This is a genomic window from Lujinxingia vulgaris, assembly GCF_007997005.1.
GTDB lineage: Bacteria > Myxococcota_A > Bradymonadia > Bradymonadales > Bradymonadaceae > Lujinxingia.
On record NZ_VOSL01000036.1, the window covers coordinates 1 to 25157 of the forward strand.

Annotated in this window: 14 protein-coding genes and 1 pseudogene; 13 read left to right on the forward strand and 2 right to left on the reverse strand. The window is 65.3% G+C overall.

From position 1 onward, the window contains the following. The first annotated feature begins 111 nt into the window (after positions 1-111). Together ppdK and FRC96_RS07070 are read left to right on the forward strand one after the other, a co-directional pair. On the forward strand, positions 112-2847 hold the full coding sequence (gene ppdK, locus FRC96_RS07065) for a pyruvate, phosphate dikinase (RefSeq protein ID WP_146973804.1): 2736 nt from the start codon (positions 112-114) through the stop codon (positions 2845-2847). Positions 2848-3105: 258 nt separating this feature from the next. Further along, positions 3106-3903, forward strand: coding sequence for a 4'-phosphopantetheinyl transferase family protein (locus FRC96_RS07070; RefSeq protein WP_146973805.1), 798 nt, complete (start codon positions 3106-3108; stop codon positions 3901-3903). Positions 3904-3923: 20 nt separating this feature from the next. Here the strand turns inward: FRC96_RS07070 and FRC96_RS07075 are convergent, their stop codons facing one another. Continuing rightward, positions 3924-4886, reverse strand: coding sequence for a sigma-70 family RNA polymerase sigma factor (locus tag FRC96_RS07075; protein WP_146973806.1), 963 nt, complete (start codon positions 4884-4886; stop codon positions 3924-3926). Positions 4887-5559: 673 nt separating this feature from the next. Here FRC96_RS07075 and FRC96_RS07080 point away from each other — a divergent pair. The 10 genes and pseudogenes from FRC96_RS07080 to FRC96_RS07125 all read left to right on the forward strand — a co-directional run bounded on the left by FRC96_RS07080 (position 5560) and on the right by FRC96_RS07125 (position 21807). Further along, positions 5560-6741 carry a protoglobin domain-containing protein gene (locus tag FRC96_RS07080; protein WP_230469992.1) on the forward strand — a complete coding sequence of 394 codons (1182 nt, stop codon included), beginning with the start codon at positions 5560-5562 and terminating at the stop codon, positions 6739-6741. Beyond that, positions 6738-8195: a sigma-54-dependent transcriptional regulator gene (locus tag FRC96_RS07085; RefSeq protein WP_146973808.1), complete on the forward strand. Its 1458-nt coding sequence runs from the start codon at positions 6738-6740 to the stop codon at positions 8193-8195. The genes FRC96_RS07080 and FRC96_RS07085 overlap by 4 nt, the downstream gene beginning before the upstream one ends. A 111-nt stretch (positions 8196-8306) precedes the next feature. Next, positions 8307-8735, forward strand: a complete 429-nt coding sequence (locus FRC96_RS07090; protein WP_230469964.1) for a CBS domain-containing protein — start codon at positions 8307-8309, stop codon at positions 8733-8735. A gap of 40 nt (positions 8736-8775) precedes the next feature. Next, complete coding sequence (locus FRC96_RS07095; protein WP_146973810.1) at positions 8776-10230, forward strand: dihydrolipoyl dehydrogenase; 1455 nt, start codon at positions 8776-8778, stop codon at positions 10228-10230. A 157-nt stretch (positions 10231-10387) separates the two neighbouring features. Continuing rightward, positions 10388-11041 carry a glutathione S-transferase family protein gene (locus FRC96_RS07100; protein WP_230469965.1) on the forward strand — a complete coding sequence of 218 codons (654 nt, stop codon included), beginning with the start codon at positions 10388-10390 and terminating at the stop codon, positions 11039-11041. A 25-nt stretch (positions 11042-11066) separates the two neighbouring features. Beyond that, positions 11067-11901 (forward strand): annotated as a pseudogene (locus FRC96_RS07105) (YitT family protein); the annotation flags it as partial. A gap of 261 nt (positions 11902-12162) precedes the next feature. Further along, positions 12163-12714 carry a DUF4168 domain-containing protein gene (locus FRC96_RS07110; protein ID WP_146973813.1) on the forward strand — a complete coding sequence of 184 codons (552 nt, stop codon included), beginning with the start codon at positions 12163-12165 and terminating at the stop codon, positions 12712-12714. A gap of 396 nt (positions 12715-13110) precedes the next feature. Next, the gene (locus tag FRC96_RS07115) at positions 13111-18117 is read left to right on the forward strand and encodes a hypothetical protein (protein WP_146973814.1); all 5007 of its coding nucleotides are present in this window, start codon (positions 13111-13113) and stop codon (positions 18115-18117) included. 314 nt (positions 18118-18431) lie between these two features. Continuing rightward, entirely contained in the window at positions 18432-19745 is a 1314-nt protein-coding gene (locus FRC96_RS07120; RefSeq protein ID WP_146973815.1) for a lactate 2-monooxygenase, read from the forward strand. A 304-nt stretch (positions 19746-20049) separates the two neighbouring features. Further along, entirely contained in the window at positions 20050-21807 is a 1758-nt protein-coding gene (locus tag FRC96_RS07125; RefSeq protein ID WP_146973816.1) for a hypothetical protein, read from the forward strand. A 170-nt stretch (positions 21808-21977) separates the two neighbouring features. On the opposite strand, the gene FRC96_RS07130 is transcribed toward FRC96_RS07125, so the two are convergent. Continuing rightward, positions 21978-22784, reverse strand: coding sequence for an ABC transporter substrate-binding protein (locus FRC96_RS07130; protein ID WP_146973817.1), 807 nt, complete (start codon positions 22782-22784; stop codon positions 21978-21980). A gap of 306 nt (positions 22785-23090) precedes the next feature. On the opposite strand from FRC96_RS07130, the gene FRC96_RS07135 reads away from it, so the two are divergent. Continuing rightward, on the forward strand, positions 23091-24944 hold the full coding sequence (locus tag FRC96_RS07135; protein ID WP_146973818.1) for a hypothetical protein: 1854 nt from the start codon (positions 23091-23093) through the stop codon (positions 24942-24944). Positions 24945-25157 lie beyond the last annotated feature (213 nt).

The following is a 25157-nucleotide window of genomic DNA, read 5'->3' on the forward strand; positions in this document are numbered from 1 at the left end:
CACCGTGGCGCGGCCCCCTCATGAGGCCGAGGCGCCCGGCCCCCGAGAGCCCGACCCGCCGGCGGCCCGCGACGCGCGCCCCCGCAGGATTCCGACGTGGAGGAGGAGACGATGAGCACCGACGATATCTTTGTGTACCGCTTTGAGGAGGGCCACGCCCGGGGCGATGGCTCGCAAAAAGAGCTGCTCGGCGGCAAGGGAGCGGGGCTGGCGGAGATGGCGCGCTTAGGCATGCCGGTCCCCCCCGGGATGACCCTGACCACCGAGGCCTGCCGCAGCTATCTCGAGCACGGATTCTTTCCGGAGGGGCTGGAGATGCAGGTGCGTAAGGGCATCGCCTGGCTGGAGAAACGCACCGGTCGGGGCTTTGGCGACACCGACAACCCGCTCTTGCTCAGCGTGCGCTCCGGGGCGGCGCGCAGCATGCCCGGGATGATGGACACGGTGCTCAACCTGGGGCTGAGCGAAGACAGCGTCGAGGGGCTCGCCCGCCAGAGCGGCGACCGTCGCTTTGCTTACGACTGTCTGCGCCGCTTTGTGCAGATGTACACGAGCGTGGTCATGGGCGTCGACGACGCCCTGCTCGAAGAGGTGCTGGTGCGCCACCGCCGCCGCGCCGGCGTCGACGACGATCACGACCTGGGCTGGGAGGAGCTCTTTGCCATCAGCGAGGCGATGCGCCAGAAGGCCGTGGAGGTCACGGGGCGAGATGTGCCCCGCGGACCTTTCGGCCAGCTGTGGGGGGCGGTGGAGGCGGTCTTCCGAAGTTGGGAGGCGCCCCGGGCGCGGGCCTACCGCAAGTTGCATCGTATGAACGGCGGCGGGTGGGGCACGGCGGTCAACATCATGGTGATGGTCTTTGGAAACCTCGGCGATGAGAGCGCCAGCGGGGTGGCCTTTAGCCGCAACCCGGCCACCGGGGAGGCCCGGCCCTATGGCGAATACATGATCGCCACCCAGGGCGAAGATGTGGTGGGCGGGCGCCGCTCCCCGGGCCCCCTGGGCATGAACGAGGAGCAGCACGGGGGCATGGCGGCGATGGAACGCCTGATGCCCGAGCAGTACACCGAGCTCTGCGGGTATATGCAGGAGCTCGAGCGCAACTACCACGACATGCAGGACGTGGAGTTCTGCGTGGAGCGCGGCAAGCTGTGGATGTTGCAGACCCGCGCGGCCAAACGCACCGGCCAGGCCGCAGTACGCGCGGCGCTGGAGATGTGCGAGGAGGGTTTGATCGACGAGGAGGAGGCGATCTTACGCGTCGACCCGAAGCTGCACCTGGAGCGGGCGTTGCACCGCCAGATCGCCGGTTCGCCGCCCGAGCCCATCGCCCGCGGGCAGGCCGCCTCCCCGGGGGCGGCCACCGGCCGGATCGCGCTGAGCTCGGAGCGCGCCGTCGCGCTCGCTGAAGACGGTGAGGATGCGATTCTGGTGCGCCCGATGACCTCCGCCGATGATGTGGAGGGGCTGCACGCGGCCGTCGGCGTGCTCACCGCCCAGGGCGGGCTTACGTCGCACGCGGCGGTGGTGGCCCGCGGCATCGGCACCCCCTGCGTCTGTGGCGTGGGGGCGTTGCGCATCGACGAGGAGGAGGGCGGGTTTTACCTGGGCGACGACTTCTTTAAAGAAGGCGACGCCATCACGATCGACGGCGGCTCCGGGGAGGTTTTTGCCGGGGCGCTCAAGCTCAAAGACCCCACCATCACCGGCGAGCTGAAGACCTTCTTAACACTCGCCGACCGCTATCGACGCCTGGAGGTGCGCGTCAATGTGGACAGCGCCGCGGAGGCCGAGCTGGCGCGCGAGATGGGCGCCGAGGGGGTGGGCCTCTGCCGCACCGAACATATGATCCTGGAGAGCAGTGAGGCCGTGCTCGCGATGCGCCAGGTGCTGCTGAGCACCGACTGGGAGTCGCGGGAGGAGGGGCTTGAGGCCCTGGTGAACTTCCAGCGTCAGGAGGTTGCGCAGATTTTGCGTCACATGGATGGGCTGCCGGTGATGGTGCGTCTGCTCGATCCTCCGGCCCACGAGTTCTTACCGGGCACCGCCGCCGGGCGAAAGCGTGTGGCAAAGGCGCTGGGCATCAGCGAGGAGGCGGTGGGCTGGCGCGTGGACGCATTGCGCGAGTCCAACCCGATGCTGGGGTTTCGCGGCGGGCGGCTGGCGATGGTCTACCCGCAGATCTACGAGGCGCAGGTGCAGGCGATCGTCGAGGCTTCGCGGCAGGTGCAGGATGAGGGCGTGCGAACCCGGGTGGAGATCGCCATCCCGATGGTCGCCGACCCGGGGGAGGCCGGGCATCTGATCGCGGTGATCAACGACGCGGTCGCCCGGCACCTCTACGGTTTAAGTCGCGAGGCCGATGTGGCCGTGGGCGTGATGGTGGAGGTGCCACGCGCCGCGCTGCTGGCCGGGGAGCTGGCGCTGGAGGCCGACTTCTTCAGCTTTGGCACCAACGATCTCACCCAGCTGATGTGGGGGATGTCCCGCGATGACGCCGCTCGTTTTATGGAGGCTTACCGCGACCAGGGCGTGCTCACCGAAGATCCTTTTGAGATCCTCGATCGCGCCGGCGTGGGACTTCTGATGCGACAGGCGCTCAAGCAGGGGCGGATGGTCTATCCGCAGCTGGCCGCCGGCGTCTGCGGGGAGCACGCCGGGGAGCCCCACTCCATTCGCTTCTTTGAGGCGCTGAACCTGGACTATGTGAGCGTCTCGCCATACCGGGTGGCCAGCGCGCGGCTGGCCGCCGCGCAGGCGTTTATCGCCGAGGAGCAGGCCGCGCGCAGCGGGGAGGCCTGGCGAGGGGGGCTGGCGCCGATGAAGCGGCAGAGCAACGGGGATTAACGCCGGTTGAGCGACGCAGGCCCGGTATGACCCGGGGTCGTTGTGATGGGGTAGCGTTGGGAGCGACAACGAGCGCCGCGCAAAGTTTGCGTGGCGTTTTTTTTTTTTTGTCGAAGCTCGGACGCATGTTTGAAGGTCGCTAAAAAAACGTCGGCGGCTCAGGTAAAACCTCCGCGAGAGGTCTGCGACGAGGGCGTTGCACGGAACATTTTTCCGCGTGGTGCGGAAGATGTTTCACGATCGGGTGCAGGAGCGACGATGTGTTTCAGCGGTGAAAAGAGCGGGCGAGGAGGGGAAGAGGGCGCCGGTGGCTCGGAGCTGAAGGTGGAGGAGGTGGTGATCGAGGCCGCTCGGAGCGCCGGGGTGATCGTGAAGAGCGCGGCTGTCGGAGCGCTCTCGCTGCGGGCTGGCGAGGAGGTGCGGGACTGGATGAGCAACGAGGAGCTTGCGCGCCATGAGCGCTATGCGCTTGAGCGCCTGCGTCGACGCGACCTGATCACCCGCGGGCTGGCGCGCTCGACCCTCAGCGAGCTCGCCGGGTGCATGCCGCAGGAACTGGTCTTTGAGAAGAGCGCGTTGGAGCGGCCCCACCTGGTGTTCCCGCGGCTTCCCGGCTTTGATTTTAACCTGGCCCATAGCGAAGAGCGGGTGGTGCTGGCTGCGGCTCGTGGGCTGCGGGTGGGCGTCGATATTGAGCATCGCACCCGGCGGGTCGATCACCGCAACGTCGCCGAGCGTTTCTTTTCGGCGTACGAGCAGCGCGCTTTGAGCGCATTAAACGATTTAAACGATTTAAACAATAAAGCCGACGAGGGGCAGGTGAGCGCGCGACGCCGGCGTTTTCTGGAGCTCTGGGTGCTCAAAGAGGCCTGGATGAAGGCCGACGGGCGCGGCATCAGCGCCGGCCTCAACGAGGTGATCTTCGATCTCGATGCGGGCGACGCTCCCCGACTTATCGCGCTCCCCGACGACGACCCGGCGCGCTGGGAGGTGGCCCTCACCGAGCTCGATGATGGCCACCTCCTCGCGCTTGCCTGGTGCGAAAACCCCTTTTGATTCAAGGGTTTATCGAGGCATTAGTGCGCCAGGTATTCCTGGAGGGTGGGGGCGTGGTAGGTCTCCATGTACACCCGGAACTTCTTGCGCATGTCCATCTCCAGCTGGCGCACGCGCTCTTTGGAGATGCCGAACTCATCGCCCAGATCGTCGAGCTGGCGCGGGTGAATCGCGAGCATGCGCTCATGCCAGATCTGGCGACGGCGCGCGTCGTCGATGGTGTTCACAAACTCCTCGGCAAGCCCGCGCAGCCGCTCGTAGAAGAGGTGGTCGTGGGCGGCCTCCTCCGGGTCGGGCTCGGAGCTGGCGAGCATGTCGCGGCCGGTGGTCTCGGAGTCGTCGCTTAAGGGGGCGTCCAGACGAGTGAAGCCGCCGCCGGTAAGGGTGGCCACACGCTCGACCTCGTCGACGTCGACCTCCAGGTAGTCGGCCACGTTCTCGGCGGTCGGCTCCAGCCCGCGGCTGCGCAGCTGGCGGCGAGCCTTACGCAAGTTGAAGAAGAGCTTGCGGCTGTCGCGCGAGCTGCCCATGCGGATCGGGTAGGTGTGGTTGAGCAGGTAGTTGAAGATCAGCGCGCGAATCCAGAAGTGCGCATAGCCCACAAAGCTGGTGCCGCGGTCCGGATCAAATCGGGTCAGCGCCTCGGTCAGCCCGAGGTTGCCTTCCTGAATCAGGTCCAGAAGATCGTGGCCCGGACGATGCAGGTCGGTGGCCACCTTCACCACCAGGCGCAGGTTGGCCCAGACCAGGGTCTTGGCGGCCTCTTCGTCGCCCTCTTCTAAGAAGGCGCGGGCCAGGCGGTCCTGGATCTCGTTGGGCAAGATCTCAATGCGGCGGATCTGATTCATGTAGGTGGTCAGCGAGTCGGCGTGCAGATCGGTGTCACGCGAGGAACGAGCGCGCTGGCGCGCCAGCGGGTGCACCGCGGGCGTGGGGGCGTCGACCGGGGCGGAGACAGGCATCGAGATGCAGGGTGCGGCCATAGGAACCTCGCAAAGTAGCGCAGTCAGACACCAACAAAAGCCTGCGTCGTGGCGAATCCGACTGCGCGGGGAGCTCGCCAGCAAGCGTCATCGTCGGTTAGAGCAAAGCCTGTGCCAGAGGTTTCAAAAAGATCGAGGGTGGGGGCATCACCCGGCCGCCCTCGTTACCACGACACGCCGGTGAATGCGGCGAATCGTCGCGCGCTGGCGTGCCGATGCGGGGGAAGCGTGTCGCGCGAAATTCGCGCGACGCCCCCTACAGAAGCCCTGCGAGCCCCCGTTCCGGGGATGGGGTTGAGGTGGTGTTGCTGCAATATTTGCGCAATGCTTCTGGTTGGTGCAGAAGTTGCGCCTGTGCTGCGCCCGTGCTGCGTAGTTTGCGCCGGACTTCCCGCGCGCGGCGCTTCATTTTAGCGCGATGACCCCGCGTAAAGGCGCGCCAGATAAGGACCATCGCCCTCTCGGGTGGCACGGACTCCCCGTGGTGGCACCGCTTTTGCTTTAGCCCCGGTCGTCGCGACATTCTGCCGCACCCGGGAGCCTTCCTTTGATGTCCGGGCCGCCCGCTGTCGGGCGGCAGTGATCCGCGACGGGTTTTTGACGATCTGACCCGAGCACCGACCTCGCCCATCCGGGGTGATGTCGGCCCCTCGAACCTCCGAGTTACTCCGTGATGCATTTCTTCGACGAGATCAAAAGTTATGTCGGGTTCACCGATGACGACGCCGCTCGCCTCAAGGCGCTGGGCCCCCTGGTGGAGCCCCGCTTCGCCGAGGTGGTCGGGGCGTTCTACGACGCGCTGATGGCGCACCCGCGCGCCCGCGGCGTCTTTGTGGGGCCGGAGCAGATCGATCGGCTGCGCGCCTCGCTCAAAGTCTGGCTCGGCGAGCTTTTTGAGGGGCGCTATGACGACGCGTATTTTGCGCATCGCCAGCATATCGGCCGGGTGCATGTGAACGTGGGGCTCTTGCCGCAGTTTATGTTCGGGGCGATGAACCTGATCCGTCACGGCTTTCTGGAGATCTTAAGCGATCTGGAGGCGCGCCTGGAGCGCGATCCGAGCATCCAGAGCCTGCGTCATGCGGTGACCAGCGTGGATCGCATCCTGGATATCGAGCTGACGATCATGGTGCAGTCCTACTGGGACTCGCTGATGAAGCAGAAGTTGGAGATTCCGGCGGCGCTGGCCACCGGCCTGGCCCACGAGGTGCGCAACCCGCTCAACGCCATCGGTCTGCAGATGACGCTGCTGGAGCGTCGCCTGCGCAGCTCCGAGGTCGATGAGGGGGTCTACGGCCAGGTGCTCGAAGCGGTGCGCGCGGAGCTGCGCCGCATTCAGGGGCTGAACTCCGAGATCCTGGACTTTGCCAAACCCGTCGACATCCACACCGGCCCGACCGATGTGGCCGAAATCTTTTATGAGATCCGCCGCAACCACGACCTCACCCTGGAGGCCGGCGGGGTGCAGATGGACATTGAGGTCGATGGCGATCCGGTGATGGTCTGCGACCGCGACCGCCTGATGCAGGTCTTTATCAACCTGATGACCAACGCCGTTGAAGCGATGCCCGAGGGGGGGCACATTCGGGTGCAGGTTGTGCAGAATGAAAGCGGGCTGCGCGTGGAGTTTGGCGACAGCGGCCAGGGGATGTCACCGGCGATGAAGTATCGGATCTTCGATCTTTTCTACACCTCGAAGGCCTCGGGCACGGGCATCGGCCTGGCGATCGCCCGCAAGATTGTGGAGGCGCATGGCGGCTCCATCGATGTGCTCTCGCGACCTGGCGAGGGCACCACCTTTACCGTCTACTTACCCTACCCGCGGCGTGACGCGGAGGACGAGGTTGAGCGATGAGTGCATGGACCGATGAGACGGCTGTTTCTCCCGCGGAGCGCGTTGAGACGACGCCTGAGACTCAGGCGCCGCAGCGCAAACGCCGCATCCTGGTGGTCGACGATGAGCCCCACGCCCGCCGCGCGCTGGTGGAACTTCTCAGCGATGAGGGCTACGAGGTCTCGTCGGCCGGCGACGGCTTTAAGGCCCTGGGGATCTTGCGCGAGTGGCCCTGTGAGGTGCTTCTGACCGACTGGCGTATGCCGGTGATGGACGGCATCACGCTGGTGAAAAAGGCGCGCGAGGAGCAGCCCGACCTGGGGTGTGTGGTGATGACCGCCTTTGGCAGCGTGGAGAGCGCGGTGGAGGCGATGAAGGCCGGCGCCGACGACTACCTGACCAAGCCTCTGAACTTCGACGCGGTCTCGCTGGTGCTCTCCCGGGCGATGGAGCGCATTGAGGAGCGCCGCGAGCTCACCAACCTGCGCGCGCGCCACGCCGAGCAGCGCGAACAGTCGCGCACGAAGATTTTGGGGGCGAGCCCGGCGGTGCAGTCGCTGATTGCGATGATCGACCAGGTGGCCGGCGCACGCGCCACGGTGATGATCACCGGCGAGAGCGGCACCGGTAAGGAGCTGATCGCGCGGATGCTCCATGAGAAGAGCGGGCGGGTCGATAAACCTTTTGTGCGCCTGCACTGCGCCGCGCTCGCTGAGAGCCTTCTGGAGAGCGAACTTTTTGGCCATGAGAAGGGCGCCTTTACCGGCGCCAGCGCCCGGCGCGAAGGCCGCTTCGAAGAAGCCAACGGCGGCACCCTCTTCCTCGATGAGATTGGCGAGATCTCGCCAGCGATCCAGGTCAAACTCCTGAGGTTCTTGCAGCAGCGGGAGTTTGAGCGAGTCGGCGGCAACAAGACCATCTCGGTGGATGTGCGCGTGGTCGCCGCGACCAACCGCGATCTGGAGGCGGAGGTCAAAGCCGGGCGTTTTCGCGAAGATCTCTACTTTCGCCTCAACGTCATTCATATCGAGGCGCCGCCGTTGCGCGCGCGCCCGGGCGATGTGCCGCTTTTGGCGCGGCATTTTGTGGCCAAATACGCCCAGGAGAACGGCCGCAGCATTGAGGAGGTCGCCCCCGAGGTGATGAGCGCCCTGGAGCGCTACGAGTGGCCCGGAAACGTGCGCGAGCTGGAGAACGTGATCGAGCGCGCGGTGGTGCTCACCGATGGCAAACGCCTGGAGCTTCGTCACCTGCCCCCGGAGCTTCTTCGCCAGAGCGGCGCAGCCCCCGGTGAGATCGGCGTGCAGATCCCCGGGTCGACGCTGGCCGAGATCGAGCGCTACGCGCTCTTGCGCACTTACGAAGCCACCGGCGGCAGCAGCGCGGAGACCGCGGAGATGCTTGGCATCAGCGTGCGCAAGGTCCAGTATCGCCTGCGTGAATACCGCGAGGCAGGGGTCGTGATCGAGGGTTGAGTCGTTGCTCATCGGCGCGCGGTGGTGAATTCGTCTTTGTTATCAATGACATGGCGGGTGTGTGTGCGGGGGCATGAGACCGCGCGGCGCGCGCCGTCGCAGGAGGTAAGGATGAAGGTGCGCGAGGTGATGACGAGCGATCCGGTGGTGGTCAGCCCCGAGACGAGCATCGAGGCGGTGCTCTCGCTGATGCGAGAGCGGGGCATACGTCACGTGCCGGTGGTCGACGGCGACGGGATCGTGGGCATGGTCAGCGACCGCGACCTGACCTTCATTCACTCGATGCCCGGGGTGTTTACGATGCTCTCGCCGGCCGACGTGCAGGGCGTGCTGGAAGAGCCGGTGGCCACGATCATCAAGAGCCGTTTTCTGGTGGATCGGGACGTGGTCACCGTCGGCCCTGACGATGAGGTCGCCCGGGCGGTGGAGGCGCTCTTGATGTACCGCGTTGGCGCGCTCCCGGTGGTGGAGGGCGACGAGGTGGTGGGTGTGGTCAGCGTGATCGATGTGCTGCGCCAGGCCGCCGAGCGCTGGAGCTAGAATACGGGCGACCGATAACACAGCAGTGAGGAGCTTTCGGATGCAAAAGCGCGACGTGGATGTGGTGGTGATCGGGGCGGGAACAGCCGGGCTTGGGGCCCAGAGCGCGGCGCGTAAAGCGGGCGCCAGCGTGGCGTTGATCGAAGATGGCCCCTACGGCACCACCTGCGCGCGGGTGGGGTGCATGCCCTCGAAGTTGTTGATCGCTGCGGCGGATGCGGCCGCGGCGGCCCAGAACGCGCCGACCTTCGGGGTGCACCCCGAAGGGGTGCGCATTGAGGGGCGCGAGGTGCTGGAGCGGGTGCGGCGCGAGCGCGACCGCTTTGTGGGCTTCGTGCTCAAGCAGACCGAGCGCATCCCCGATGAGGTGAGGATTCGGGGGCGAGCCCGGCTGACGTCGACGACGACGGTGCGGGTGGCTTTAGAGGGGAGCGATGAGGAGATGGAGATCACCGCCCGGGCGGTGGTGATCGCCACCGGCTCCAGCCCCTACTTCCCGCCCAACCTGGTGCCACTCAAAGAGAAGTTGTCCACCAGCGCCGATGTCTTTGAGTGGGAAGATCTTCCCGAGTCGGTGGCCGTGGTCGGACCGGGGGTGATCGGGCTGGAGCTCGGCCAGGCCTTGCACCGGCTGGGCGTGCGGGTCTCCTTCTTCTCACCATTCAACGAGCTCGCGCATATCCAGGATCCGAAGGTCGCCGAGGTGATTCACGAGGTGCTCAGCGACGAGCTCGACCTGCACCTGGGCATCGACGCGTTTGATGTGAGCGAGGCCACCGATGGCGAGGGCGGCTTTGTGCTGCGCTGGCATGACGCCCAGAAGCAGCCCGGTGAGGCGCGTTTTGAGAAGGTTCTGGTGACCGCCGGGCGCCGTCCTAACCTCGACGGGCTGGGGCTTAAGGAGGCCGGCGTGCCGGTCGATGAGCGGGGGCAGCCTTCCTTTGACCCGCGCACCACCCAGGTGGGGCAGCTGCCGGTGTTCATCGCCGGTGACGCGGCCAACCACTATCCGCTTTTGCATGAGGCGGCCGATGAGGGGCGTATCGCGGGCAGCAACGCAGCGAAGTTCCCGGACATTCGCGCGCAGATTCGCCGCGCGCCCCTGGCGATCACCTTCACCGATCCGCAGATGGCGGTGGTCGGCTGCGGCTGGAAGAAGCTCGATAAAGACGGCTGCGGCATCGGCGAGGTCTCGTATGCCAACCAGGGCCGCGCGCGGGTGGAGGCGAAGAATAAGGGGCTGGTGCGCATTTACGCCGATCGCGACACCGGCCGCCTCTGCGGCGCGGAGATGTTCGGGCCGGACGTCGAGCATACCGCGCATCTGCTGGCCTGGGCGGTGCAGAGCGGCATGACGGTGTTTGATGCGCTGGATATGCCTTTCTACCACCCGGTGGTCGAAGAGGGGATCCGCACCGCGCTGCGCAGCCTCACCGGCGATCTTCGCCTGACGGCGGGCACCGCCGAGAAGTTGCGCTACGGGCCGGGGACCTGAGTTTTTTCGACGAGGATAGCTGAGGGGGGCATTTTCGGAGAAGTTGCGTTGACGCAACGCCGAGATGCGCGCGCGCAGGGTTGACGACGACGCGGCCGTGCTGTGGTTGGAGGTCGGCACGGTGCCGTTATCTGAGACCCCAGGCAGGAGCGTGAAGATGTCGTCGACCTATACTCTGATCTCGTTTGATCTCTGCCCCTATGTGGAGCGCAGCCGTGTGGTGCTGCATGAGAAGGGGCAGGCCTTTGAGCAGGTCTTCATCGATCTGAAGAATAAGCCCGACTGGTTTCTCAAGCTCTCACCGCGCGGCAAAGTGCCGGTGCTGGTGGCCGATGAGGTACCGATCTTCGAGTCGAGCGTGATCAATGAGTTTCTGGACGAGGTGCTGCCCGAGCCGGCGCTGCTTCCGCAGGGGGCGGTGGAGCGTGCGCGCGCTCGGGCCTGGATCGCCTTCGCCAACGACGTGCTGATGGAGGGGCTTGCGACGCTGTGGTTTGCCGGCGGCGATCCGCTGCGCGTGGAGCAGGGGCGCGCGACGGTGCGCAGCGCGCTGGAGCGCATTGAGGGGGCCTTGCGCGAGCGCGGGGAAGGGCCGTATTTTGCCGGCGCCTCGTTTGGGCTCGTGGACGCCACGCTGGCACCGGTCTTTACGCGTTGGGCGTCGATGGAGGCGATGGGCTGGGGCGATCTTCTCGACGGATTGGAACAGGCGCAGGCCTACAGCCAGGCGCTGCTCGCCCGCGAGAGCGTCCAGGCGGCCCGGGCCGAGGGGTTGACCGAGAAGATGGTCGAGCTGCTCCGTGGTGAGTGATGATGGTGAGAAGCTGTGAGGGGCGATGCGCACCTTTGTGGATTATCTGATGTTGACGGTGGGCGCGATCCTTGTGGCGATGGCGCTTGAGCTGATTCTGGCGCCAAACAGCCTGGTCGACGGCGGCACCACGGCGCTCTCGATCATGGGGGCAAAGCTCTTCGGGCTGCCGATCTGGCTTTTTCTGTTGTGCCTCAACGGCCCGATCCTGGTGATCAGCGCACGGGCGCTGGGAAAAAAGTTCGCCTGGCGCACCGGCTACAGCAACGCCGTGGCCCTGCTGGGGTTGGCGCTTTTGCGCGAGGTCCCGGCGGTGACCACCTCGGAGGTGCTCATCGTTCTTTACGGGGGGCTTCTGCTGGGCCTGGGCGTGGGCATCGTGGTGCGAAATGGCGGGGCGATCGACGGCACTGAGATGCTGGCGGTCTGGGCCAACCAGCGCTTTAACATCCCGGTGAGCACCTTTTTGCTCTCGATCAACGTGGTGATCTTGAGCGGGGCGGCGTTGGTCTTTGGCCTGGAGAGCGCGATGTTCTCGGTGGCGGTGTTTTTCCTGGTCACCAAGGTCATCGACTTCGTGCTGGAGGGGTTCAACCAGGTGGTCTCGGTGATGATCATCAGCGACAACTGCGAGCCCATCCGCCGCAAGCTGGTCGAAGAGATGAAGATGCGCGTGACCATCCTGCAGGGGGTAGGGGGCTACACCGGGGAGCCGCGCCATATCATCTACTGCATCATCGACCGCTTCTCGTATGCGCGGCTGCGCACGGCGGTGCATGAGGTTGATCCGAAGGCGATCCTGGAGGCCTCGATTGTCAATGAGTCCGCCGGGGTGGAGGCCAGGGCGTTGCGCGATATCGTGGCGGATCGCTATCAGGAGCGGGCCAACGGCCGGGGGTAGGCGCGACCTCATCAGGCGGCAACTTAGAGGCCAGGCGGTGTTGCGATCTGCAACATGTCGCAGATCTGCACACATTTTAAGGTCAGAATGGCGTAAATCGGGGCAATCAGGGCCCATTGCGGGGGTGGAACGTATCTTGCGTCTCTTTGGCTTTGATAGGTCAGACCTGGGAAGCCGGGGCTGGCGAGCCTCGATGACTCATATGCAACAAGGAGTAAGAATGAAGCTGAAGACCCGAATTCACCGGAATGGCGTGCTGCGTGGACTTCTGCTGGCGCTCGTCGCCGGCGGGCTGATGGCCTGTGAGGTGGCCGACGAGCCCGACCTGCAAACCGAGGCCGAGGTGAACGCCGAGAGCGCCCGCGATGAGTCCAAAGTTCCCGAGGCGATCAAAGAGCCGGGAGCCGATGACGAGGAAGAGGCCGACGATAACGCGGCTTCCGGAGATGAGGCAGCGAGCCCGGAGGGCGCGCAGGCCCCCGGGCCGACGGGGATGATGCAGGGGGAGATCGACGACGCGCAGGTGAAGTCTTTTGTTCAGGCCTATGTGGCCACGCAGCCGGTTCAGGCCGAGGTGCAGCAGAAGATGGCTGCGGTGCAGTCGCCTGAAGAAGCGCAGAAAGTACAGCAGGAGGCGATCACGAAAGTGCAGGCGGTGGTCGAAGAGTCGGGCATGGCCTTTGAGGAGTACGCGATGTTCGCGCAGCGCCTTCAGCAAGATACCGCCCTGCAGCAGCGCTTTGAGGCCGAGCTTCAGCAGGTCGAAAATTGATTCTGCGATAAAAGCCTGAACCGCGCCCAGGCGCTATGTTCGCGATATGAAAAGAGCGCCCCCGGGAGTTGTCCCGGGGGCGCTTTTTTTGTGGGTGGATGGTGCGTTCCAGGGAGGGGCTGACCCTCTGGTATTTTGAAAAAGTTCTTCTTATTCCCACTTTTATCTGGATTCTTGTGATTAATTGTAACATAAGGGGAGGAGCGAAACAGTCGTTTACATCATGATGAAGGCGCAAAAGCGCCGGCGGCCGGGCTCCTCACAGGGGGGAGGTGAGAGCGTCCGGGCTGCATGGAGCGCTGTGTCTGGCGGCTCCTTTTCCCTGAACATACAGCGCGTTAAGGCAGTTTGATGACTTTTTTACCTTCTCGATGGTTGAGCTCATGGCTGGTTGTGATGCTCATAACTCTGGGACTTTTGTCGTGTTCGGATACGGATGGGGAGGTTGTGCGCCCCGGTGTCGGCGACGATCTGGACGTGGGGGATCTGCTCGATGTGCCGGACGCCCCGCTGCCGGACGCCTCGGTGGATGGGGGCGATGTGACCCCGGCGCCGACCTGTGAGGACGGCGTTCAAAACGGTGAAGAGACCGGCGTGGATTGCGGCGGCTCGGAGTGTGAGGCCTGCGAGCCGGGGCAAGGCTGCGAGGGGGCGGGCGACTGCGCAAGCGGCCTGTGCCAGGACAAGGTCTGCGTGGGCGTGGGCTGCGAAGGCGTGGCCTGCGACGATGGCGAGGCCTGCTACCGCGGTCAGTGCTACGCGGCGTGTGATGAGAGCGCGGAGTGCGGCGCTGAAGAGCGCTGCTTTGAAGGCGCCTGCACCGCGCTGAGCTGCGACGACGTGATCTGCGCCGATGCGGAGACCTGCTACCGCGGGGTGTGCTACGCGGCCTGTCAGGATGCGAGCGGATGTTCGGAAGAAGGCGCCGAGTGCGTGGAGGGCAGCTGTGTGGTGCCCACCTGCGACGATGGCGTGCAGAACGGCGATGAGTCCGATGTGGATTGCGGCGGCGAATCCTGCGAGGCCTGCGAGGTTGGCCAGCAGTGCGGTGTGAATGAGGATTGCGGCGAAGCGCTGGCCGGCCCCTGGGGCGACTGCCAGTTTGATGAAGGCGATGTGTGCACCCAGACCGGCGTGCAGACGCGTTTGGTTGAAGTCTTCAGCTGCGGTGAAGATGGCGTGTGCGCCTCGGAGGAGGTTGAGGAGTCGCAGAGCTGCGAGCGCGTGACCGAAGCTGAAGTTTGCGCCGAGGAGATCTTCGGGGAGTGGTCGAGCTGTGAGGCGCTGGAAGGCGCCGAGGATGATCTGTGCACCTATGAAGGTGAGCGTCGCCGCACGGTGACGAGCTTTGCCTGCGCCTCGGAGAGCTGTGAGCCCACCGAGCGCGAAGAGGTGGAGAGCTGCGTGCGCGAGACCGACGCGGTGGAGTGTGGCGAGACGATCGTGGGTGAATGGTCGAGCTGCGAGGCGGTCGATGGTGCCTCGGTGTGCGCGCTGGAAGGTGAGCGCCGCCGCGAGATCACGACGTATGGCTGCGCCGAAGGTGGCTGTGCGGAGACGATCACCGAAGAGGTGGAGAGCTGCGCGCTTGAGACCGACGAGCTGGAGTGCGGCGCCGAAGAGGTTGGCGAGTGGGGCCCCTGCGTGGGCTTTGACGGCACCTGCAGCCAGACGGGCACGCAGACCCGCGTGATCACGAGCTACGCCTGCGGCAGTGGCGAGTGCGTGCCGAGCGAGCGAGAAGAGACGCAGAGCTGCAGCCGCGATCAGGGCGGGGTGCAGTGCCAGGAGCCCGACTATGGCGACTGGAGCGCGTGCGGCGGCTTTGCCGACGAATGCGCGCTGGAAGGCACCCGCACCCGCACCGTCACGTATTTTGAGTGCGCTGCTGACGACAGCTGTGCGCCGCGCGAAGAGGTTGAGACCGGAAGCTGCACCCGCGACACCACCGGTGAGAGCTGCGGTGAGGGTGTGACCTACGGGGATTGGACGAGCTGCGAGTATGCCACCGAGTGCGCGCTCAACGGTGAGCGCACCCGAAGTGTGGTGACGCGGACCTGCGCCGGCGGCAGCTGCGAGTCGGTCACCTCGACCGAGACGGACACCTCGGCCTGTGTGCGGGAGACCGCCGGTGAGAGCTGTGGCGAGGGCGTGACCTACGGCGACTGGTCGGAGACGTGCGATTACGCGACGGTTTGCGCGCTGGAAGGCACGCGCACCCGGAGCGTGGTGACGCGCACCTGCGCCGGCGGAAGTTGTGAGGCTGTGACGACGAGTGAGACGGAAGTTCGCGCGGATTGTGCTCGCGACACCGCCGATGTGAGCTGCGGCGAGACGACCTACAGCGACTGGGGCGTCTGCGGCGGCTTTGATGATGAATGCGATGAGACGGGCACGCAGACGCGCACGGCGACCGATCGCCTGTGTGCCGACGGCAGCTGCACCTCGGTGGATCGCACCGAGTCGCAGAGCTGCACCCGCGACACCGATGGCACGAGCTGCGGCGAAGGTGTGACCTACGGCGACTGGGGCAGCTGCGAGTACGCGACGGAGTGCGCGCTTAACGGTGAGCGCACCCGAAGTGTGGTGACGCGGAGCTGCGCCGGCGGCAGCTGTGAGGCGGTGACGACCACCGAGACGGACACCTCGGCCTGTGTGCGTGAGACCGCCGGTGAGAGCTGTGGCGAGGGCGTGACCTACGGCGACTGGTCGGAGACCTGCGAGTACGCGACGGTTTGCGCGCTGGAAGGCACGCGCACCCGGAGCGTGGTGACGCGGAGCTGCGCCGGCGGAAGTTGTGAGTCTGTGACGACGAGTGAGACGGAAGTTCGCGCCGATTGCGCCCGCGACACCGCCGATGTGAGCTGCGGTGAGACCACCTACAGCGACTGGGGCGTCTGCGGCGGCTTTGACGATGAATGCGATGAGACGGGCACGCAGACGCGCACGGCGACCGATCGCCTGTGTGCCGAGGGCAGCTGCACCTCGGTGGATCGCACCGAGTCGCAGAGCTGCACCCGCGACACCGCGGGCACGAGCTGCGGCGAAGGCGTGACCTACGGCGATTGGACGAGCTGCGGCGGCTTTGACAACGTCTGCGATGAGACCGGTGAGCGCAGCCGCTCGGTGGTCACGCGGACCTGCGCCGGCTCGAGCTGCGAGTCTGTGACGACCACCGAGACCGAGAGTTGCACCCGCGACACCGACGATGTGAGCTGCGGCGACACCACCTACACCAGCTGGGGCACCTGCGGCGGGTTTGACGATGAGTGTGACACCACGGGTACCCAGACCCGCACCGCCACCGACCGCATCTGCGACAACGGCGGCTGCTCCTCGGTGGATCGCACTGAGTCGCAGAGCTGCACCCGGGTCACCGATGGCGACAGCTGCGGCGCGGGCGTGACCTACGGGGAGTGGGGCGCGTGCAGTGGCTTTGCCAACGTGTGCGACGAGTCCGGTGAGCGCAGCCGCTCGGTGGTGACGCGGACCTGCGCCGGCGGCAGCTGTGAGTCTGTGACGACGACGGAGACCGAGAGCTGCACCCGCGAGACCGATTCGGAGAGCTGCGGCGACTCGACCTACACCTCCTGGAGCGCGTGCGGCGGCTTTGCCAATGTGTGCGATACCACCGGGACGCAGTCGCGCACCCGCACCGACTTCAACTGCTCGGGCGGCATGTGTTCGACCACGACGGCGACCGAGACCCAGAGCTGCACGCGCGACACCGATGGCAGCGAGTGCGGCGACGATGCGTTCACCGCCTGGTCGGCCTGCGGCGGCTTCGACAACGTGTGTGATGAGAGCGGTACTCAGACGCGCACGCGCACCGAGTTTGATTGCTCGGGCGGGAGCTGCACCTCCTCGAACTTCACCGAGAGCCGCAGCTGCACGCGTGATACCGATGGCACGAGCTGCGGCAGCGACGACTTCACCGCCTGGTCGGCCTGCGGCGGCTTTGCGGATGAGTGCGATGAGACCGGAACCCAGACGCGCACGCGCACCGAGTATGACTGCGCCGGCGGGAGCTGCTCGACCTCGACCTTTAGCGAGTCGCAGAGCTGCACCCGCGACACCGATGGCGATACCTGCGGTGCCGGCGTGACCTACGGGACCTGGAGCGCGTGCGGCGGCTTTGCCAACGTCTGCGATACCACCGGCACGCGCAGCCGCTCGCGCACCACGCGGACCTGCGCCGGCTCAAGCTGCACCAGCACCACCGACACGGTCACCGAGAGCTGCACCCGGGTGACCGACGGCAACAGCTGCGGCAGCAACGACTACACAAGCTGGTCGGCCTGCGGCGGCTTCTCCAACAGCTGCGATGAGACGGGCACGCAGACGCGCACGCGCACCGAGTACGACTGCTCGGGCGGAAGCTGCACGAGCTCGAACTTCACCGAGAGCCGTAGCTGCTCGCGTGACACCGACGGGGACACCTGCGGCTCGACCACCTACGGCTCCTGGGGCAGCTGCGGCGGATTCTCCAACTCCTGCGATCGAACGGGAACGCAGTCGCGCACGGCGACGGACCGCACATGCTCGAATGGCACCTGCACCACGGTCAACCGCACCGAGACGCAGAGCTGCACGCGCAGCGTCACGGGCAACAGCTGCGGGACTTCGACCTACAGCTCCTGGGGCAGCTGCGGCGGGTACAGCTCGACGTGCGATACCACCGGGACGCAGACGCGCACGCGCACCGACTACAACTGCAACTCCAGCGGCACGTGCACGACCTCGACGGCGACCGAGTCGCAGAGCTGCTCGCGTTCGACCAATGGCAATAGCTGCGGCACGACGCAGACCGGCAGCTGGTCTGCCTGCGGCGGGTATGCCAACGGTTGTGATGAGACGGGCACGCGTACCCGAAGTGTGACCACCTACACCTGCTCGGGCGGGAGCTGCTCGTCGAACACCACCACCGAGACCGGGAACTGCAGCCGCGATACTGACGGCGACAGCTGCGGGACGACGACCTACGGCTCCTGGGGCAGCTGTGGCGGCTTTAGCAACAGTTGTGACGAGACGGGCACCCGCTACCGCACCCGCTACCGCCGCTTCTGCAGCAACGGAAGCTGCTCGACGGTCAGCGATACGGTCTCGGGGAGTTGCTCGAGGAACACCGATGGGCAGAGCTGTGGGGGAACCAGCTGCGAGGGATGGGGATTTTGTCTGGTCAATTACGGCACGTGCCATGGAAATCAGGCACGAAGTTGCACCGATCGCGTCTGCTCCAATGGCAGCTGCTCGACGACGAGCCGGACTGAGACACGTCCGTGCACCGCTATGGAAGGCATGAACTGCACAGCGCCCAATGGCTGGTCAGGTTGCTGCACGGCCTCTGGCATCTGTGAGCCTCAGGGCCGCCCGGGTGAGCCTCAGCGAATCTGTATGCTATAAATGACCGTCAGCTCTTTGATGTGGAACCCGGTTTTGTCATTCGGGGAAGCAGAGAGGTTTCTTTCGACGTTTTCACACGACATCAGCATGGCTCTGCCCTGGGTGTTGAGCGGGGGGGCGGACGGCGATTGCACCGGGATCCGGGCTGTGAGGCTTGACCTTGTGGAACCAGCAGACAAAGCTCAGCGCATCGAACTTTTGTACGTCTCTCAAGCGTGCAGCGCTCATGTAGGAGCCGGCAGCCGCGGCTGGCGAATCGTGGATGAGACGCATCTTTTGCGAACTTCGTTGATGCTCTGGCCTAAGGAGCCCCCATGTCGAAGCCTCAGAAACCGACGTCTCCCTCCACCTCAACGCCGGGCATCGGTCGCGAGCGTCAGACCGAGATCTATGTGCGCGGGGTCAGCGGGCAGCCTCCGGCGGTGCCGGTGGATTTTTGCGGGCTGGAAGAGCGCGCGCGTGCGGCGATGAGCCCGGAAGCCTTCGGGTATGTGGCCGGTGGCGCGGGGATGGAGCGCACGATGTCGGCCAACCGTCAGGGCTTTGAGAGGTGGGCGATCGTGCCGCGGATGCTGCGCGATGTCTCGGTGCGCGATACCTCCGTCGAGATCTTCGGGACCCGCTACCCCTCGCCCTACATGCTCGCGCCGATAGGCGTCTTGGAGATGGCGCATGCCGAGGCGGATCTGGCCGTGGCGCGGGCGGCGCGTCGTGAAGGCGTCCCGATGATTTTTAGCAACCAGGCCTCGGTGCCGATGGAGGATTGCGCCCGGGAGTTGGGGCAGACGCCGCGTTTTTTTCAGCTCTACTGGAGCGTCTCCAACGATCTGGTCAAAAGTCTTGTGCAGCGCGCGGAGAAGGCCGGGTGTGAGGCGATCGTGGTCACGCTGGACACGACGCTTCTGGGCTGGCGCACCCGGGATCTGGATCTGGCGTACCTGCCCTTTTTGAGGGGGAAGGGGATCGCGCAGTACACCTCCGATCCGGTCTTTCGGCGCCTTCTTCAAGAGGATGAGCTCGAGCAGGAGGTGGGCCCGGAGCGCAAGGTCAACCTGGCCACGATCCGCGTGCTTATGGAGCTTGCCGGCAACTATCCCGACGGCTTCTTCAAGAGCCTGACCAGCGGCGAGGCGCTGGCTGCGGTGCGCAAATTCACGGGGATTTATTCGAGGCCATCGCTGACGTGGGAGGATCTGAGCTTTTTGCGCGAGTGCACCGACCTGCCGATTGTGCTCAAGGGCATCTGTCATGTGGAAGACGCGACGTTGGCGCGGGAGCACGGCATCGACGGGATCGTGGTGTCGAACCACGGGGGGCGTCAGGTCGACGGGGCGCTCAGCTCGATTGAGGCGCTTCCGGCGATCGCCGAGGCCGTTGGCGAGGATCTGACGATCTTCTTTGACAGCGGGATCCGCACCGGCGCCGATGTCTTTAAGGCGATAGCGCTGGGGGCGGACGCGGTGCTCCTGGGCCGGCCCTATGTCTACGGGCTGGCCGCCGGTGGTGAGGAGGGGGTGGTGGAGGTGCTGCGTAACTTTAAAGCCGACTTTGACCTGACCATGGGGCTGGCGGGGTCTCGCTCTCTTGAGGAGGTGCGAGCGGCCACGCTCTTTGAGCGCGCGCCTTGAGGGTTGTCGGTGTATTGGGGGGACAGCATGTGGAGTCGGCGTCCGTGATGCGCTGTAAGGGTGTAGCGGCGAGATATTCCAATAAAATCGTTGCACTACAAAGCGTTACTTTGCTTTTACATCTGTTCACGTAAACTGACCGCAAGGTCAATTGGCAGAGCGATATGGACGTCGATATGCGCGCCCGGAGGTGCGCCACGTCGATGTCGTGGCGCTTGAATCTCGGCGCGAGATAACTTCGATGAGGGTCAATATGCGAGATCTCTGGACAGATGGTTTGGGATGGAGCAGGCGGATCACGGCGATGATCTGTCTGCTCTTTGTGATCAGCGCGTGTAACGTCGACGACGGCGCGGTGCTGCGGCCTGGCGAGGGCGATGAAGACACAGGCCAGGTCGGGGAGGATTCGGGCGATCTGGACGTCGGTCAGCCCGACGCCGAGCTCGACAGCGGCCGGCCGGATAGTGGGCAGCCTGACAGCGGCCAGCCCGATGCGGACACGGAGCCTGCGCCCTCCTGCGACGACGGCATCCAGAACGGCGATGAGAGCGCTGTGGACTGCGGCGGTGCCTGCGCTCCCTGTGCGCTGGGTGAGAGCTGCGAGGCTCCCGCCGACTGCGAGTCGGGCTTCTGCACCGGCAATGTGTGTGTCGATGCGAGCTGCGCCGATGTGGAGTGCGCCGACGATGAAGCGTGCTACCGCGCGGTGTGCTACCTGGCGTGTGAAGACGCCGACGGCTGCGACCCGAATTCCCGCTGCTACCAGGGCGCGTGCGTGCCCCTGGACTGCTCGACGGCCGAGTGCACCGCGAGCGAGACCTGCTACCGCGGCGTCTGCTACGGGGCCTGCACCGATGATGAGAGCTGCTCGGAGGAGGGCGCCGAGTGCGTGGAGGGCAGCTGCGTGGTGCCCACCTGCAATGACGGCCTGCAGAACGGCGATGAGAGCGACGTCGACTGCGGCGGAAGCGAATGCGAGGCCTGCGTGGTGGGCAAGATGTGCGAAGAAAGCCAGGACTGCCAGGCGCCAATCGAACCCGAGTTTGGCGAGTGTGAGTTCGGCGATAACATCTGCGCGCTGGTCGGCACCCAGAGCCGCACGGTGACCCGCTTTAGCTGTGGTGATTCGGGAACCTGCGAAGCTGTTGAAGAGGTCGAGGACCTCGAGTGCACCCGTGAGGTTGGCGAGGTGCAATGCGCCGATCCGGTTGAAGGCCGCTGGAGCGGATGTGAGCCTGTTCGCGGCGAGCCTGCCTGCTCAACGCGCGGCGAGCGTCGCCGGGTTGATGTTTATTACGTATGCCGCGAAGGGGGCTGTGATCCGGTTGAACGTGTTGAGACCGAGGTTTGCGAACTCGATACCGAGGGACAGAGCTGTGGGACGCTCCAGGAGACGGAGTGGTCGCGCTGCGGCGGCTTTGATGATGTTTGCGATATGACCGGCACGCAATTTCGTGAAGTGACGGTAGGGACGTGCTCCGGCGGCAGCTGCGAGACCCGGACATTCTCCGAAACGCGCGATTGCGAGAGAACGTCGGGCACCGACGGAGTCAGCTGTGGAGAGCCTATCACCGGAAACTGGGGTGCGTGTCGCATCGCGATAAATGAATGCACGGGAAGCCAGACGCGCACGCGCACTGACCGCAGCTGCCTGAATGGAGAGTGCCAGAGCTTTGACGTGATGCAAGAGCAGGATTGTTATGCCGAGGCCGGTACAAGCTGCGATGGGCTGATCCCGGTGGACACACGGGTATGCGAAGGCGGTACCTGGGTTGTGACGGAGTGGTCGTCGCGTTGCGATGGGGCCGGTGGTTGCAACGCGGTCTCCCGTACGTACGAAGATGGCCCCTGTTTAATTCTTGAGTGCTCCCATGATATTGATTGCGGACGCGGCTGTTGCAATAGCGGACAGTGCGGTCTGTGTGAAATCGAACCGCGAGTATGCGAGCCTCTGATTGAGTGTGAGGCTTCGGGGGGCGAAATGGGATGTTGCAACGAGGACGGCACGCAGTGTGTGCCTTACGATCCGATGAATCCGGTGCGCTGTATTGCTGAGATGTAAGAGCGAGCGTGCTGACCGGAGCTGAGAACTCCGGTCGATCCATGCTGCTCTGGTATCAGACGCGGTATCTGAGAGAATCGCCCCGACGCCTTAATCTGGCGTCGGGGCTTTTTGTTTGATGGGCCCCGGACAGGTCAAATGAGGTTGGAGGCGCCGAAACGTCGTTGATCTTAGCCTTCGGCTAGCGGGCGGATCGCCGCCTCCAGCGCGTCGAGCCCGGCGCTCAAGCAGGCCGGGCCGGGCTGCAGGATGATCGCCGGGTCGAGCTCGATGATGCGATCGTGCTCGATCGCTTCCAGCTCGGCGTAGCCCGGTCGATTGCGGATGCTGACGATGTCGACGGGCTTGCCGCACCAGCTTGCCAGGATCAGCTCCGGGTTGGCGGTGATGATGGCGGCGTCGTCGACAAAACGCTCTTTTGCGAGTTTGCCAGCGGACTTCTCGGCAAAGATGTTCTGGCCGCCGGCCACCTCAATGAGCTCGCTGACCCATTGGATGGCGGTGATGCGCGGCTCGTCCCATTCCTCAAAATAGATGCGCGGCCGCCGCTTCGCGGCGGCGCTTCTCTCCCGCGCGGCTTCCAGCCGCGCGATGTACCCCCCCACCAGCTCCAGCACCTCGGCGCGCCTGTCCACAAGGGTGCCCACCATCACCATCACCTCCAGGATCTCCTGGAGGCTGCGCTGGTTGAAGATGGCCACCGGCAGATTCGCCTTGATCAGATCATGGGCAAGCTCGGCCTGAATGTCCGAAAAGCCGATGATCAGATCGGGCTTGAGCGCAGCGATCTTCTTGACGCTTCCGCCGATAAAGGCCGAAACCACCGGCTTCTCGCGTTTGGCCCGCGCTGGCCGCTCGGTGTACGCGCTGATGCCTACGATGCGCCGCTCTTCGCCGAGCAGATAGAGCAGCTCGGTGGTCTCTTCGGTCAGGCAGACGATGCGTTCGGGGCTTTTGGGGAGGTGCCATGAGGTCATGTGGAATGTCCTGTAACGTGTCGTGAAACTTGAAAAATACGCAAAATTTACCCTAAGCTATCGGTCAGGAGTTATGCCATCCATCGTAAAGGACGAGCCCTTCAGCTCGCCACCCGACGTCGGGCCCGCGTTCGCTGCCGAGCGTGTGTCGGATCCGGGGGTAAGAAGCGATGTAGCCGCGGCGAGTGTCGCCGGCCGGTAGGCGTCGACCGTGTCATGTTTTTGGGAAAAAGGTCTATGGTTCAGTGGATTCGAGGTCAGCGTTCCCTGCAGAAGACGTGATGGATCGCCGCGATCTTCGTGTTTGTGATCGCGTGTAATGTCGAAGACAGCGGGGTGAACCGCCCCGGCGTCGGCAATGATGTCGGAGATCTGGATTCAGGCCAGCCCGACGCTGACCTGGATGTGGGGCAGCCCGACCTCGGAGAGCCCGATGCGGACACGGAGCCGGCGCCCTCCTGTGACGACGGCGTTCAGAACGGCGATGAGAGCGCGGTGGACTGCGGCGGCGCCTGCGCCCCCTGCGCGCTCGGGGAGAGCTGTGGCGAGGCCACCGACTGCGAGTCGGGCTTCTGCACGGAGAATGTCTGCGTCGATGAGAGCTGCGCCGATGTGGCCTGCGCCGACGACGAAGCGTGCTACCGCGCCGTGTGCTACCTGGCCTGCGAAGACGCCGACGGCTGCGACCCGAGCTCCCGCTGCTACCAGGGCTCGTGTTTGCCTCTGGACTGCTCGACGGCGGAGTGCGCCGCCAGTGAGACCTGCTACCGCGGCGTGTGCTACGGCGCGTGCACCGGCGATGAAGGTTGTAGCGAGGAAGGCGCCGAGTGCGTGGAGGGCAGCTGCGTGGTGCCGACCTGCGACGACGGCCTGCAGAACGGCGATGAGACCGATATCGACTGCGGCGGAAGCGAATGCGACGCCTGCGCGCCGGGCAAGATGTGTGAAGCTGGCGAGGACTGCCAGGAGCCGCTCGCGACCCCCTGGAGCGACTGCGACTTTGGCGAGAGCGCCTGCGCCGAGGTGGGAACTCAGACCCGCACCGTGACCACGTACAGCTGCGGCGACGCGATGACCTGTGAGGTCAACGAAGCGGTGGAGACGCAGGAGTGCACCCGCCAGACCGACGACCTTGAGTGTGGCGAGACGGTGATTGGCGAGTGGGGCGCCTGCCAGGGCGCTGGCGAGCAGGGCGTGTGCACCACCGAGGGTGAGCGTCGCCGGGTGATCACCAGCTACGTCTGCGCCGAAGGCGGCTGTGAGGTTGTGGAGGAAGAGGAGTTTGAGGCGTGCGTGCTCGACACCGACGCCCAGGCCTGCGGCGCGCCGGAGACCGGTGAGTGGAGCGCGTGCGGCGGCTTTGACAGCGTGTGTGATCAGGATGGCACACGCAGCCGCACCGTGACCTACTTTGAGTGCGATGGCGGTGAGTGCAACGAGCGTGTGGATACCGAGACCGAGAGCTGCCTGCGCGCCACCACCGGGGTAAGTTGCGGCGATGAGACCTACGGCGATTGGAGCGCTTGCGAGGGCTTCAGCGGTGTCTGCGGGCAGACCGGGACGCAGTCGCGCACGGTGACCTATCGCGAGTGCAACGGCGGTGAATGCTCCACGCGCACCGCCACCGAGAGCCAGACCTGCACGCGCAACACCGACGGCACCACCTGTGGAAGTTTCACAAATGGCGACTGGTCGAGCTGCAGCTACGCCAACGAATGTTCGACCAGCGGCAGCCGCACCCGCACCGTGACCTACCGGGAGTGCTCGGGTGGGAGCTGCTCCACGCGCACGGCGACCGAGACCGATACTGCCGGGTGTGCGCGCAACACCGACGGCACCAGCTGTGGCTCGACCTCGTATGGCAGCTGGGGCCAGTGTCTGGTGTTCGCGGGAACCTGCGGCGGCAATGAAGCACGCAGCGTGACGTACCGACGTTGCTCCAATGGCAGCTGCAGCAATGTCACCGAGACCGAGACGCGTCCCTGCACTCGCCCGGTAGGCTCGCCCTGCTCCTGTGACGGGGCGCTCGGAACCTGCGCGTCATCGGGCATCTGCGACTGTCGGGGCACTTGTTTTGAGGGCGCGCCCTGCACCGGGCCCAGTGGCATGGGAGGCTGCTGCAGCGGCGGCCGCTGCCTGGAAGGGTTCCTCTGTCCCTGAGGCAACATCGTCTTCATCAGGCACCACGATGTGAGGATGTTCCTGCTTCGGTGGCGTGATCTTGCCAGCCGAACCTAAAAACGACCCGACGCCCCCTGGCGTCGGGTCGTTTTGTTTGCGCCCGCTCATTGCGCACCTCGCGCCGTCCGCCTCCCGCGTGGGGGCAGCGAGCGTCACTTGTGTTGTGGGTGGGTATTTACTTAGTGTTGCAAC